This is a genomic window from Thalassotalea sp. G20_0 (genome assembly GCF_017744175.1).
Taxonomy (GTDB): domain Bacteria; phylum Pseudomonadota; class Gammaproteobacteria; order Pseudomonadales; family Endozoicomonadaceae; genus Endozoicomonas.
This window is the reverse complement of sequence record NZ_JAGHQV010000004.1, coordinates 203,223-216,915: the sequence shown is the minus strand read 5'-3', so window position 1 is coordinate 216,915 and position 13,693 is coordinate 203,223. Positions and strand designations below refer to the sequence as shown.

10 protein-coding genes and 5 tRNA genes are annotated in these 13,693 nt (G+C 45.4%); 5 read left to right on the top strand and 10 right to left on the bottom strand.

Features of this window, described 5'->3' with window-relative positions; translation table 11 throughout:
* Positions 1–44 precede the first annotated feature (44 nt).
* The 6 genes from J7438_RS03895 to J7438_RS03870 all read right to left on the bottom strand — a co-directional run bounded on the left by J7438_RS03895 (position 45) and on the right by J7438_RS03870 (position 1,601).
* Positions 45–120: transfer RNA gene (locus J7438_RS03895), tRNA-Lys, on the bottom strand.
* Between the two features lie 37 nt (positions 121–157).
* Positions 158–233: transfer RNA gene (locus J7438_RS03890), tRNA-Asn, on the bottom strand.
* A 72-nt stretch (positions 234–305) separates the two neighbouring features.
* A tRNA-Lys gene (locus J7438_RS03885) sits at positions 306–381 on the bottom strand.
* Between the two features lie 117 nt (positions 382–498).
* A tRNA-Lys gene (locus J7438_RS03880) sits at positions 499–574 on the bottom strand.
* Positions 575–611: 37 nt separating this feature from the next.
* A tRNA-Asn gene (locus tag J7438_RS03875) sits at positions 612–687 on the bottom strand.
* Positions 688–998: 311 nt separating this feature from the next.
* A complete protein-coding gene (locus J7438_RS03870) occupies positions 999–1,601 on the bottom strand; it encodes a peroxiredoxin (protein ID WP_101746706.1) in 603 nt (200 codons plus the stop codon).
* Positions 1,602–2,063: 462 nt separating this feature from the next.
* On the opposite strand from J7438_RS03870, the gene J7438_RS03865 reads away from it, so the two are divergent.
* On the top strand, positions 2,064–2,753 hold the full coding sequence (locus J7438_RS03865; protein WP_209275514.1) for a hypothetical protein: 690 nt from the start codon (positions 2,064–2,066) through the stop codon (positions 2,751–2,753).
* 295 nt (positions 2,754–3,048) lie between these two features.
* Here the strand turns inward: J7438_RS03865 and grxD are convergent, their stop codons facing one another.
* Entirely contained in the window at positions 3,049–3,384 is a 336-nt protein-coding gene (gene grxD / locus J7438_RS03860) for a Grx4 family monothiol glutaredoxin (RefSeq protein ID WP_209275513.1), read from the bottom strand.
* A 178-nt stretch (positions 3,385–3,562) separates the two neighbouring features.
* Between grxD and J7438_RS03855 the strand changes: the two genes are divergently transcribed.
* The gene (locus J7438_RS03855; RefSeq protein WP_209275512.1) at positions 3,563–4,111 is read left to right on the top strand and encodes a carboxymuconolactone decarboxylase family protein; all 549 of its coding nucleotides are present in this window, start codon (positions 3,563–3,565) and stop codon (positions 4,109–4,111) included.
* A 43-nt stretch (positions 4,112–4,154) separates the two neighbouring features.
* Here the strand turns inward: J7438_RS03855 and J7438_RS03850 are convergent, their stop codons facing one another.
* Positions 4,155–5,672 carry a hypothetical protein gene (locus J7438_RS03850; protein WP_209275511.1) on the bottom strand — a complete coding sequence of 506 codons (1,518 nt, stop codon included), beginning with the start codon at positions 5,670–5,672 and terminating at the stop codon, positions 4,155–4,157.
* A gap of 376 nt (positions 5,673–6,048) precedes the next feature.
* Between J7438_RS03850 and J7438_RS03845 the strand changes: the two genes are divergently transcribed.
* Complete coding sequence (locus tag J7438_RS03845) at positions 6,049–6,738, top strand: TVP38/TMEM64 family protein (protein ID WP_209275510.1); 690 nt, start codon at positions 6,049–6,051, stop codon at positions 6,736–6,738.
* Positions 6,731–7,633 (top strand): sulfurtransferase, encoded by a 903-nt coding sequence (locus tag J7438_RS03840; protein ID WP_209275509.1) that lies wholly within the window; start codon positions 6,731–6,733, stop codon positions 7,631–7,633. The genes J7438_RS03845 and J7438_RS03840 overlap by 8 nt, the downstream gene beginning before the upstream one ends.
* Before the next feature lie 15 nt (positions 7,634–7,648).
* On the opposite strand, the gene J7438_RS03835 is transcribed toward J7438_RS03840, so the two are convergent.
* Both J7438_RS03835 and J7438_RS03830 read right to left on the bottom strand, forming a co-directional pair.
* Positions 7,649–9,583, bottom strand: coding sequence for an ankyrin repeat domain-containing protein (locus J7438_RS03835; protein ID WP_209275508.1), 1,935 nt, complete (start codon positions 9,581–9,583; stop codon positions 7,649–7,651).
* A 239-nt stretch (positions 9,584–9,822) separates the two neighbouring features.
* A complete protein-coding gene (locus J7438_RS03830; protein ID WP_209275507.1) occupies positions 9,823–10,644 on the bottom strand; it encodes a M48 family metallopeptidase in 822 nt (273 codons plus the stop codon).
* A 301-nt stretch (positions 10,645–10,945) separates the two neighbouring features.
* On the opposite strand from J7438_RS03830, the gene J7438_RS03825 reads away from it, so the two are divergent.
* On the top strand, positions 10,946–13,651 hold the full coding sequence (locus tag J7438_RS03825; protein ID WP_209275506.1) for a GAS domain-containing protein: 2,706 nt from the start codon (positions 10,946–10,948) through the stop codon (positions 13,649–13,651).
* Positions 13,652–13,693 lie beyond the last annotated feature (42 nt).

The following is a 13,693-nucleotide window of genomic DNA, read 5'->3' as shown; positions in this document are numbered from 1 at the left end:
ACAGTATCTTCAATAAGAGACTTTTTATGAGTCTCAATGCTGTATGGTGGGTCGTGTAGGATTCGAACCTACGACCAATTGGTTAAAAGCCAACTGCTCTACCGACTGAGCTAACGACCCATTCTTACATCAGCCACAGGCTGACAGATAGAATAAGTGGCTCCCCGAGCTGGACTCGAACCAGCGACCCAATGATTAACAGTCATTTGCTCTACCAACTGAGCTATCAGGGAACTAATCGACAGCTTTACTGTACTGACAACAGTATCTTCAATAAGAGACTTTTTATGAGTCTCAATGCTGTATGGTGGGTCGTGTAGGATTCGAACCTACGACCAATTGGTTAAAAGCCAACTGCTCTACCGACTGAGCTAACGACCCATTCTTAACAAAGAATCTTTTAAAGAACGCAATGCTCAGACTAACTCTGACCCTTATTGATCAGGATAAAAAAACCGCCGATTTACAGGGCGGTTTATGCTTCAGCATAAAATAAAATGGTGGGTCGTGTAGGATTCGAACCTACGACCAATTGGTTAAAAGCCAACTGCTCTACCGACTGAGCTAACGACCCATTCTTACACCAGCCACAGGCTAATATACAGAGTAAGTGGCTCCCCGAGCTGGACTCGAACCAGCGACCCAATGATTAACAGTCATTTGCTCTACCAACTGAGCTATCAGGGAACTATGCTTGGCGGCAACATCTCGTCACCAACCAACGGCAGCGAATGATAAGGTTATTTTGCCGTGAGTCAAGTATTCCACTGCAAAAAACTTTTTAAAAAGACTGTATATATGGCATTTTCCAACCGTTATAAGGTTCCAGGAGCCTGTCCGAGAATAGACTGCCCTACTGCGGTGGCAGCAAATTGGTCTGAAAATCCGCTTTTGTTCGGCAAATAGCCCCGCTATTCACCTCACAAAACCGAATTTTTATCCTCAATTTTCTGTCGTCCTCGCTACGGGGTCGCCTAGACGGGCGCTATTCTCGGACACTAGAGACCATCCGCACTTTCTGACAGGTATTGGGCCACGCCGTCTGGAGAGGCTGTCATGCCCTTATCGCCCTTATTCCAGCCAGCCGGGCAAACTTCACCGTGCTGTTCGTGGAACTGCAGGGCGTCAACCAGACGAATCAGTTCATCCATGTTACGACCCAGCGGCAGGTCATTGACGATCTGTGAGCGAACCAGACCTTCCTTGTCGATCAGGAAAGCACCACGGAATGCCACACCACCTTCTGATTCAACGTCATAAGACTTACAGATGTCGTGTGTCATATCAGCAGCCAGAGTATATTTCACCTGACCGATACCACCCTGATCCACAGGCGTATTGCGCCATGCATTGTGCGTAAAGTGAGAGTCAATAGAAACACCGATCACTTCAACACCTCGCTCCTGGAAAGCACTCATACGGTGATCCAGGGCAATCAGTTCAGAAGGGCATACAAAAGTGAAGTCCAGAGGGTAGAAAAACAGCAGACCGTACTTGCCACGAATGGCTTCGGACAGGGTAAAAGCATCAACAATAGAGCCGTCACCCAGTACAGCAGGGACTGTGAAGTCAGGAGCCTTTTTGCCTACTAAAACGCCCATAAGTATTTCTCCTACGCTTTATGAAACTATCATTTAAAAAGTTATCATTTAAAAAGCTATCATTTACAAAGTTGTGCGTATTAATACGAGAGTCCAAGTAATATGTAATCTCATATTGAATCACGCATCACAAAAACTGCGCATACAATGATACACATGACCACGGTTTTCGCCTACCGAAGTAGGAACAAATGACTACTTTTTTATCACACGCCGCATATAGATAAAGGAGCAAGAAGAAAAATCCAACCCGGAGCCTGTTGACGCGTCCCCCTTTACTAAAGACTGGCCCACCCGGGCCCCACTCTGTTTCTTCCCAAAACTCCCAAAGCATTATTAAGGTAGCAAATCCTGAACGAAGACAGGGATCAGGCAGCTTTCATTTTTTCGCACAAAGAAAATGAACTAATTGGGAATTAAATTATCATAGTATGTAAAAATAACTTCTTCTGGCGTGTGTCTATGCGAAATACTGGCGTTCCTTCAAGGACGGTGCTCTTCTGGAATGTAGCACCCAATGATGGTGTCAAAAAACCTAATCCCACAAGAAAACCAGATATCGGACAAACCAGCGGAGGGCTGAAGGTTACCCTACATCCGCCATCAAACTACGTCCTGTCTGGAGAATACTCTGCATTTTCTCCCCTTGCCACGAAATCTGAACAGACAACAGCAACGTCGCAAAATGAATCAGAAAGCGATGCAGAGTGTGATCAGGAAATACAAGCAGCATTCGCTGGTATATCAATCTCAGATCACTCCAATATCGACAAACATCAACGCCCAGGCCACGAACCTGAAAAATTAAATGAAAGGGCCATTTTAAAAGCCAAAACAAAGCTATCGTGCAAGAAAAAAAATGGCCCTCCAAAACCGGTAAGGCTGCACTCTTATCCCGGTACTTCAGGGCAGCAGGTAATATCCGCAGCAACTTTACCCATAGCCTTTGTAACAACAGATGCAACAATGTTCAGCCCGGGCAATACAAATACTGAACCTTCACCCAAAAAGCTATGCAACTCAGCACCTCCGGTAAATGCTGCCATTAACTGGCAAGAGTCTCAGGATACTCTGATGGCTGAACAGTCAGACTTATTTGGTTTTCACTCCTTACCTTATGACTTTGCTCCGGGAGAGGAGCCTTTGGAGTAATTACAGCAGAAAGGAGAAACTGACAGGGACTCAATGAGTCAGGTAATGAACCAGGAGGCTGACCGAGAATAGAGCCCTGCTGCGGTGGCAGCAAATTGGTCTAAAAAGTCGGAAATTTTTAGCAAATAGAACCACTATTCACTAAAAATTTCCGACTTTTTATCCTCAATTTTCTGCCATCCTCGCTACGGGGTCGCCTAGACGGGCGCTATTCTCGGTCAGCCTCCTAGCCCGGAAGAAAGACAGCCTTCCGGTTTTATCACACCGGAAGGGAAGGATAAGAACTATTGTAAAATCAGTCTTCTGCTCCTTCAGCAGAACCAGCCGCTTCAGCAATCAACTGCTGCAGTTCGCCGCTGTTAAACATATCAATAATGATGTCACTGCCACCAATCAGCTCACCCTTAATCCACAGTTGTGGGAAGGTCGGCCAGTTAGCATATTTGGGAAGATTGGCACGAATCTCCGGGTTAGCCAGAACATCCACAAAAGCGAACTGTTCGCCACAGGCCATCAACGCCTGAACCGCCTTGGCAGAGAAACCACACTGCGGCAACTTGGGAGAACCCTTCATGTACAGCAGAATGGTATGGGATTCAACCTGTTCTTTTATTTGCTCCATTACGTCCATGAGACGACCTCTTCTTCATTGGAATCATAAAACAGGACATTTTAAAGAAAATACCTGACTGTCACCATATGTTATTACATATAGTCGAATAGAAAAAACCAACAACAGGATTGTAGACATCCAACTTTCCTGCCACCATCGGCTGACCTACTATGGAGCTGCAAGTTAGGAATCAGCCATGTATGTACCGGATAAACCCCTTCGCTCTTATCCCTGGTGGCTAATGCCTTTTTTCTGGAGCCAGAAGCGTCGCTATGGAAAAATCCTTAAGCCGGGCTTGTTATGGGCAAGAGTTCCCCGGTTATTTGCCGCTGTAGCCGCACTCTACGGCGTGCTGGATCGAAAAAAGTCACCCCTGTCACCGGAGCTGCGTTCGCTGGTTACCGTCAGAGTATCTCAGGTTAACTGGTGTGCCTTCTGTGTTGACATCAATGCCATGACCCTGGCGAAACGTGCAGGCAGCATGGATAAAGTAGAAGCACTGGATAACTGGCAACAATCAGACCTTTTCAATGCACAGGAGCGTATTGCCCTGGAATATACCGAAACTGTTACCTACAGCGACCGGCAGGTAACCCCTGAGCTGATGAAGCAGCTAAAAGAGCATTTCAATAATGACGCTGTCATTGAACTGACTGGCCTGATCGCTTTTCAGAACATGTCCAGCAAATTCAACGCTGCCCTGGATGTACCAGCAGAAGGTTTCTGCAAAATTCCGAAGAAATGAACATTTCCTGCAAGTGCTGGCACCCATAAACCCGACAGGATCATCAATCCTTAATGAGTCTTCTTGGCACCACGGGTGATTTGGCCAACTTCTTTCTGCGTTTGGGCATTTCACCGTGATTACGGATGGCACTCAACTCTGCGCTGGTGCCTGGTCTCGATGCCATGCTTTCGGCGTTGTCCGTACTTTCCAGAAGTCCAAAATATCCCGGCACGCTGATATCCGGTACGACTCTGTTCGTCAGGAAGTCCTCAAATGTTTTATTTGATGACAACGCCTGATGGTCCAGGCAGAAATTGAAATAGGCCGAGAGAGTCGATCCTGTCTCCTCAAGCGTGGGTGTGGTTGTCAGGTCAGGGGCAAGGATTGGTGAAATTAATTGCAGGGTGACAGGATCAAAGTATTTCGCGTTATGTATTTGGCTGCTGTCGCTGCAGTTAGGGTGCCTGTCCCTGTATTGCATCAGATAACCGTGTATGTCGTTAAGGTAATGCATGGCGGAAGCTGTGTCAGGGATGATCTCTGTTTCTACTGTTTTAGCGATTTGTTCGTGGCTCTTTGAATCCTCCCGCCACTGGGCACAGAGTGGAGACAGTTGCTGGTCCCGGCCTTTGAACGCCCTGCAGACCATCAGTTGCAGAACATCACTTTTATGATTGCGCCAGATGTGGGGCTTGGTTACCAGCATAAATGCAAACGCGTCAATATCATCAATGCAGTGAATACCTTGTTGCAGCATTTGCTGAACCACCTGCTCAAATCGCTCGTGACGGTCGTGCATGGGAGAGCTACCGCACAAATAATAGAGATTGGAAGACATTTCCCAGGCAAACGAAACCAGCAGGTGACTGACTCTGTCGATGGCACAGATATTTTCACAACTCAGGGCATCAAACCAGATATCCTTGACAAGTCGTAAAAATGACAGGCAATCCAGTGGCGCTAACTGAAAGTTAAGGTCATTGGAACAGATACTTATGCTGGAGCTGAAATCCACTTGTACAGCATTGTCAACAAGCAGCTCTGGCCAGCTATTGCAAATAACAGCGCCCTGTCGTTGCAATGTGCTGGGCCATCTATTGATCATAGTTACGATGCTCTGGCGATCTGGCCAGAAGGAAGAGTATTGACGATTGAGATTCTCAGCGGCGGTTTTTACACATGATTTGGTGTAGCTTTGCAGTTCCATCAACAATCGCAGTTTGCCCTGAGCCCCTGCTGTTGAACTCAACCCGTTTTCAATGCACTGTTTAATGGTACCCAGTGTATCACCGTTGTCTGACTGAAGATGACCAATGATCTCACTGTAGCTTGGGGTGATATTGCGCTGGACCAGAGCATGTTCCGACCTTGCGATTTCCTCGGCGGAATAGCCATGAATCTTCAGGTGCTGCTCTTCATGAGAAGCCAACGTCGTATTTCGCCGACAAAACGCCGTAGCTTTATGGGTATCCGGCAAGTGGGTGGCGGCGGAACTTGCCGACTGATCATCAGGGCGAGGGAAATTCCAGCCAGAGTTCACTGCACCAGAGATTGCCGGTTGCGAAGATGGGTTTGACATACCTTTCCTCTTATCTTCACAGAACGAGTGAAAGTTGGGCAAAATCCTGAATATGACCGACATTCTGACAACTGCTGAAGAATAAAGTTCACCGCCGATCACTCGAACGGCCCTGGTTTGACACAAGGCTTATGCACGAGTAACCTCTCTCGCGCTTTTAGGACTGATTAACAGCCTCCCGGAATCAATGTTTGAAGTAAACGTCGGAGTTTAAATATAAAAACCGAATACTTTATGTTCAAACTGTAAGAAACCAACAGCTGCTGATTTAACAGTAGCCAACGACCCAATTTCAACGTTCACATCTTTTGGCAGTTGGGAAACTTCAACCAGGCATGGAAGGGTTCCCGAAAGAACTGCGTTTACACCTGATTTAATGACTATTCAATCTATTACCAAACCACTGATCGTTCTGCTGATAACTGCCGCTGTTCTGGCTACCCCGCCAGCCCGTGAGTGGCTATTTGAGATGATCCGGATTCTTTCATCACTGGATATCGACAAGGTACGCACCTACATTCTCAGTTTCGGACTATGGGCCCCTCTGGTTTCAGGACTACTGATGGTTATCCAGGCAGTAGCAGCGCCGCTGCCTGCTTTTATTCTTACCTTTGCCAACGCCGCCATTTTTGGCTGGTGGCAGGGGGCACTGCTATCCTGGAGCAGCGCCATGATCGCGGCTACACTCTGTTTCTTTATCTCCCGCTGGTTTGGGCGGGAGGGGGTGGCCAGGCTGACCAGTCACTTTGCCCTTGATCAGGTAGATGACTTTTTTGCCAAACATGGTCAATACACCATACTCATTGCAAGACTTCTGCCTTTTATATCCTTTGATCTGGTCAGCTATGGAGCAGGCCTGACATCGATGAAATTGCGGTATTTTCTTGTGGCTACCGGTATAGGGCAACTGCCAGCCACACTGATTTATTCTTATGCCGGGGAAATGCTGACCGGTGGCAGCCGTCTTGCCGTGATGGCACTGTTAACACTGTTTGCCATCTCCGTACTGATTTTTTTCCTGAAGTCTGTCTATTTCCGTGAATCGAGGGCTGTTGGCAATGAATAAGAAACCAGTAGGTCAATACGTCAAAAGATGTATTTTCTTCTTCCTGCTAATGATTCTGCCCTTCAGATTCGCCTGTGCAGTACCGGAAGATTATTTTATCAGTGCAGAAACGGTTGCCAGCAATCCCGACAATTACCTGCTGATTGATGCCCGGGAATACTCTGAGTATCTCAAGGGACATATCCCGGGAGCCCGCTCAGTTCAGTGGCAATCCCTTTCTGATATGAGTGGGGCAGCCGGTAGCGAGAACTGGGCAACAGTTCTTAACAATAAGGAGCTGGAATACCAGATACAGAAGCTGGGCCTGACCCCAACAGATAATATTGTCGTTTATGCCGATGCTCAACGGGGGTGGGGTGAAGATGGCCGAGTTGCCTGGAGTTTGCACGTGGCAGGGTTAAAGAATGTCCGCATTCTTAATGGCGGGTATTCTCACTGGAAAGAAAAAGGGCTAAAAACCACCATCATCCCAACCTTCTTCAATACCAAAAGTGATTACACGATAACCCAACGGGATTCTTCAGCCACAATTCATACCAAAGCCCTTTACCGGGACTACTCACAGTTTCGCGTTATCGATTCGCGATCACCGGAAGAGTTCCACGGCAAAATGGACTTGGGTGAACAGCGCAAAGGGCATCTTCCCGGGGCAGTGAGCTTACCATTTCAGCAGATGTTCACAGCCAGTGGCACCTTGAAGTCATTTGACAACATTAGCAGAATGTTATCGGACCAGGATATTCAAAAAAACAGCCCGGTTGTCGTCTACTGTACCGCCGGTATCCGGTCCGCACATATGGTGATGGTGCTGAAGGCGGCTGGCTACACCAATGTCAGGAATTATACGCCCTCATTTTACCATTGGGCTGCGTTATCCTACACCCCGATTGAATGACAACATTGAAGGTCCTCAGACAGGTACCGAAGGTACGGAGGTTAGTAATAACTGAGCCTTCAGAAGGTTGATGATGTCTGAGTAGGATTTGACTTTTGCTTCTGCAGCGGTCAAGCCTGGTTCCTGTTGTCCCCTATGAGCTGAGGCGAGGCTTAACACTTTAATCTTTTTAGCTTTCATCAGCTCAGATTCTGCGAGTTTCAGTGGTGTCATTCCGTTCTGGGTTCTTTCGTTGATGGAAGCACCTCTGACAAGCAGGTGCTGAACTGCTTTTACATGACCTCCATGGGCTGCATAATGGAGGGGGGTCATCATGCCGATGTTATCTATCTTAACCATCGCATCCGGTATGAACGGTTGGCCATTTAATGGCAAGCCTCTCAGGCAAGCCTCCTGTTTGAAGCGCGACAGCGCCAGTGTTGCCATGGCTGACTGATAATTCTTAACCCCCTCATCTGTTGTGACACCCACTCTTCTGCCGGTGGTAGCATTGACAAAAGCACCACGGTCAATCAGTTGAACAATAACCTCTGACTTACCTGATTTAGCCGCAAGATGGAGAGGTGTTTGTCCCTCGTTGTTTTTGGCATTTACGTCAGAACCAACCAGTACCTCAATCGCGTCTTGCGGATGGCGGCTGTAGACTGCACAGTGCAGGGGCGTCCATCCCCGGTGGTCACGGGCATTAACATCGGCACGCCGGGTTATCATGGCCTGAATTTTGTCTTTTTGCCCCTCTTCAACCACCTTATAAAAGGCTGGTTTACCGGAACCTGGATAATGAAGTTTTTTAATGTCCGCATTCGGGGTATTGGCGTGCAATTGGTCAAATAAGTACCAGTCATTGATTTTAATCAATGCGCCGAGTAATCCTGCACGCATATCGTCACAGGGTGCCTCAGAGTTACATATGGCAAGGGTTAACGACCTGATTATGGGTTCAGTCAGTTTGTTTTCTTTGTTTATCCAGTTCCATAGCGTCTCACCACTGCCAATAAGTACATCGGTGGCTGCACCAGCGGTCAGCAGGAGATCAACGATCTCTGCCTGGCCGGTGTCAATAGCAATGTGAAGTGGTGTTTTTCCGTACAGTTTCTGGCAACCTTCCTTTTTACCGTTACTTACCGTCGATTTGTCGGTTCCCTCCCCCATTTCCGCTTTCATAAAAAGGTGCCTTACCATTTCAAGCCCAAACTGTTTTGACAATCGTGAGGATTGGGCATTGATATTGGCACCCCTGCCAAGCAACAACCGGATGACATCATGTTTCCCATTTTCCACCGCAAAATGGAGGGGGGTCCTGCTACCGATGTTGATATCAGCACCTTTGTTAAGCAGAACATCAATGATATTGAGGAAACCTTTTGCAGCCGCAACATGAAGTGGGCGTCTTATATCCGGGGCGTGGCCATTAATGTCGGCACCACAGTCAATAAGAGCCATTATGGCCGCTTCATGACCATTTGATACCGCAAGCTGGAGCGGCGTCTCAGAGTAATCAGATGTTGTGAGCGCATTGACGTCGGCACCATGTTTGACAAGATGCCTGATAGTCGCCTCATCACCTTTGCCAGCGGCACAGTGGAGGGCAGTTATCCCGTCTTTGGTGCTGGCATTGGCATTGGCACCGTGTTCAAGCAAACCATTGACAATATCAGAGCGACCTACGGCGGCTGCCACGTGGAGTGGCGTATTCTCAGGGTACAAACAATGAGTGATTTTACGTTTACACATTGGGCAACCGATATCGGCATGATCTGGATCATTTAACCACTTATCAATGCACGACTTATGATGGATATGGGTGCAGGGAAACATTGCTGCAATGGGACTTTTATCCAGACCCTCAAGGCAGATAGCGCACTCTTCAGTTTCTTTACCCTGTCGTTCAGAGACTAACGAGGCTGCTGGTGGTATCGGATTACAATCATTGAATGAGAAGGTATTCACAATTAAACATCCCCTGGTAATCACTCAAAATTGAACTGTCTTATTAATGGATCTGACTGATCCGTCGGCTATTAGTTCAGTTCCTCATGCAGAAAAAGCCGGGCACCTTACTTCTCAGAAGCATCGATCGGAAAATACGCGAAAATGGTTGAAAAAAATCAGTGTCTTTGACGACGAATGGATTGGCCGGGGCTCATAAGTAGCAGTATGGATCCTGCCAATCCAGTAACACTTATGGGTTAATTGCTTTTGCTAATCGCCTGCCTGTAGAGATGATCCACTTTCCTGATATTGGCATTCAGCCCGTTAATACGAGTATCGTGGGACGGGTGCGTGCTCATAAATTCCGGCACACTGCCACCACTTTGCGCTGACATCTTTTTCCACAAGCTGACAGCAGCCTCCGGGTTATATCCAGCCCTGGCCATCAGCTCTAAACCGATAAGGTCAGCCTCGGCCTCATTGGTACGACTATTAGGCAAGGTAAGCGCATAATTTACCACGGTACTGCCAACACTCATTAACTCAGGGCTGACCCCCAGTAGAATCCCCAGGGTATCCTGCCCCAACTGCACTGCATACGCCTGAGACATAGACTCCCGTCCATGTTCCCTGAGCGCATGAGCCATTTCGTGTCCCATAATGGCGGCAATTTCATCATCCGTCAGCTTCAGAGTGTCAATAATGCCGGTATAAAACATAATCTTGCCCCCGGGCATGCAGTAGGCATTCAGCTGTTTATCCGTCATCAGATTAACTTCCCACTGCCAACTTCGGGCATCCTGCCTGAACACACCAACATGGGACACCAGACGGTCAGCAATCCTGCGCAGACGTTTCACATCTGCTGGCTTGCGGTTCAGCACTTCTTTTTCCCGAGCTTGATTCAGAGCTTCCTGATAAGCCCTGGCAGACATGGCATTCACCTGGCTTTCAGAGAGCAAAGAGAACATTTTCTGCTCACGCTGAACACCAATAGTCCCTGAGTTGGTTGTTGATACCGTCTGACACCCTGCCAGAAAAATACTCAGGCTCACGACCAGAACTTTTAACCACTTCATCCCCAGTACCTGTTTCTTCAAAACGTTATTGTAACCAGACTGCCATTAAACCAAAATCACTACCGGTAAGCACGGCTATCCAGGAGGCCGTCGGACTTAAGCGTCCGTAGCGAAATAAAAATAATTAAGAATTACACTTTTATACAATTCCAGACTACTTTAATTCCTGATTGTTTCAAAGACACATGACTAACCATTTATAGGTAAAGAGATCATCAAGACACACATACTAAATATTGGCTAACTCGCCACCTAATATTCTTATTTCATCAAACAATTAAAAACCATTAAGGGTAGTAAAATGGACGGCATTCTCTCTAAAAACTATCAACAGACCTCTCCCTTGGTTGAGCTGTTAAAAAAACCTCTTCAGAAAGCGGGACCATCAAAGCCTTCTGTCATTAGTATTGCCCCAACCAGATATTTACCGGGCGCACAGGGTGAAAACCCATTTTTCAGGTCATTCACTCATCAATCTGTTGGTATGCCACACCAGGAAATCTCATACTCAACAACTCACAATGATAGCGTAGTTGACTCTCCAATACTGGCATCTATTAAAGCCTCAAATGATGCAGTCAGCACAAATCGTAAAAGAACAAACCCTGATTATTCAGCAAATAAAAGAAATGAACAATGCAACAAGGAACCATTAAATACTTCAAACGAAACCTCAGTCAAAAGATTGAGATCACATGAACAAAAAATAGTAAAACCGGACATTAAATATTCATCGCTTAAATACCATAACAGAGACAAAAAGGATAAAGAGTGCATCTCAATTGATCAAATGAATAATAATAAATCTGGAAGAATAGCTAATGCCATCGCTGAATGCAAAAGAAGAAAAAAACTGACCAAACTATATTCTGACATCAATCATGCTCTTAAAGATATAACAACTATAAGCATCAAACCAACAAAAAAAAATTTACTATTAACCTGCATCGGGATTGTAAAAAAGGAAAGTGCCCCCAACTATATCTGTCCTAATCGTAAAAACAGGATTATATTATCCTACCCAGTCAACACTAACCCAAAAACAAAGAAATTTATAAAAAATTTTAATGAGGCCAATCGTCGAAAAGAAATTCGTGAACTAATTGATGAACTTCACCAATCCATTCCGGGAGCACACCGCAAAAAAAACAGCGAATATATCACGCTCAAAAAATTCCTGTCATTTATCACCAAGAACCCAGAATTAAAAACATCAAAAATCCAGTCAAATAAAAACTTATCTCCAGTAATAAATAAGGAATTAAGGCCAAGATTAAAATCGAGAGCAAAACCAAGATTAAGACCAGAATTAAAATTAAAACCAGAATCTAGCTTAAGATCAGAAGCAAACATAGATGAAAAAATATGTTTTAATACGAAAATAGAAAAAACTGCTAAAACAGACACAAACGAAGAAGCAACCACAAGAAAAGACAAAACCAAAGAGCCAGAAATGGTTCCAGAAACAGAAACTAATCCAGAAATAGAAATTAATTCAGAAACAGAAACTGATTCAGAAACAGAAACAGAAACAGAAACAGAAACTGATTCAGAAACAGAAACTGATTCAGAAACAGATTTAGATACAGATACAAAAGCAAGCCTGACAACTAGCCAAAAAACACACTTAGATAAAAAAACAGATAAAGCAATAAATCTTAAAATAGCAGAAGTTTCAGCAACAACCCCCTTAGAAGAACCCGACAGTATAATAGAACCTGATTCACCTTATATAAAGACAGCTACTTCTGACTCTTTACATGTCATTAAAGAGCCAGCAAACAATAATAGCCAAGTTAACTCCATATTGATACAGAAAATGTTGCAAAAACCAGGGGAAACAGGAAAAACACTCGAGCATTCTGAGCAACCCTGGTTTTCAACCCCTGATTTACAGTTTCTTGAGCAGGATTTGGTATGCCATGAAAAAGAGCCGTGCAAAACCGTTGATGAATGTTCATGGCGCAGTCCGAAGGCGACTAAAGATACCCATTCTCTTGTTACCCCATCCTGCTCCGCTATTCCAAGTCCACAGGAGCAAAACGAACAGGAGCAATCCCATACCTGGATTCTATCACCACCATCTCATCCTGATATCAGCATATACAAACCACAAACCGGCACCAGTGAAGAACTGCATCCAACAGGTGACTTATCTATAATGCAAGCCGTTGCTCCGCAGGAAATTTTCCCATGGGTACCTTCTCAACAGATGCAGGATGACCACTTTTCTTCAGGATCATCCTGCACTCTACAATCACATACTGGGGAAGAACCGTCTTCAGAAGATGAAGCTACCGCCTTTGTCTTCCAACAATACAGCCCGGGAGGGAGAGGTGGTGTACCTGATGCGACGTGGGGTGTTCCAGCTTCAGAACAAGAGACAACACTCTTTGGCTTTCAACAACACAACTCTGAAGGGAGCAGGGATGTTCCCAGTGATGCCCGGGGTGCTCCAGCTTCAGGACATGAGGCAACACCCTTTGGCTTTCAACACCCCCTACCTGAAGGGAGAGAGGCTGCACTGTATGATATGACAGAAACTTCACCATCAGAGCTATTTCAGGTAGCCCCCCAAAATACCTCACTGATAACGTATTTAAAAGATCAGATTGTCAGTCTGAAGATGAGCCAGACAGACCTAGAATATCAAGACATGCAAAATAAAAACTTCTTAAATGAAGTTATAAACGAAAACCTGCAATTATCAAGAAAATCATTAAAACTTGAACAGGATCTGGAAATGCTTAAAAAAGAATTTGCACTACTCCAGAAAAAAGATCAATTATCAGAGAGCCTGGTGAAATTTGCTTTCCATGATGAACAAAAAAAGGTGGCTGACCTTGAACAAAAACTCAACTCTTTACAGGCCGAACGACAGCTGATGATTGATAAAATAGAAAAATCAGATAGAGAAAAATACCAATTAAAAGAAGCCCTGAAAAACAATCAACCCAGAACAAAAAAGACACAGCAAAATAAGATTTATAAAAGCCTGAGACTATAAAATAAAAAAATACGATACTTTTCCTATATTATTCAATTTAAA

Bases quoted from the DNA above. Each gene is read 5' to 3' on its own strand.
- J7438_RS03870 (WP_101746706.1), bottom strand. From the start codon at position 1,601: ATGGGCGTTTTAGTAGGCAAAAAGGCTCCTGACTTCACAGTCCCTGCT.
- J7438_RS03865 (WP_209275514.1), top strand. From the start codon at position 2,064: ATGCGAAATACTGGCGTTCCTTCAAGGACGGTGCTCTTCTGGAATGTA.
- grxD (WP_209275513.1), bottom strand. From the start codon at position 3,384: ATGGACGTAATGGAGCAAATAAAAGAACAGGTTGAATCCCATACCATT.
- J7438_RS03855 (WP_209275512.1), top strand. From the start codon at position 3,563: ATGTATGTACCGGATAAACCCCTTCGCTCTTATCCCTGGTGGCTAATG.
- J7438_RS03850 (WP_209275511.1), bottom strand. From the start codon at position 5,672: ATGTCAAACCCATCTTCGCAACCGGCAATCTCTGGTGCAGTGAACTCT.
- J7438_RS03845 (WP_209275510.1), top strand. From the start codon at position 6,049: ATGACTATTCAATCTATTACCAAACCACTGATCGTTCTGCTGATAACT.
- J7438_RS03840 (WP_209275509.1), top strand. From the start codon at position 6,731: ATGAATAAGAAACCAGTAGGTCAATACGTCAAAAGATGTATTTTCTTC.
- J7438_RS03830 (WP_209275507.1), bottom strand. From the start codon at position 10,644: ATGAAGTGGTTAAAAGTTCTGGTCGTGAGCCTGAGTATTTTTCTGGCA.
- J7438_RS03825 (WP_209275506.1), top strand. From the start codon at position 10,946: ATGGACGGCATTCTCTCTAAAAACTATCAACAGACCTCTCCCTTGGTT.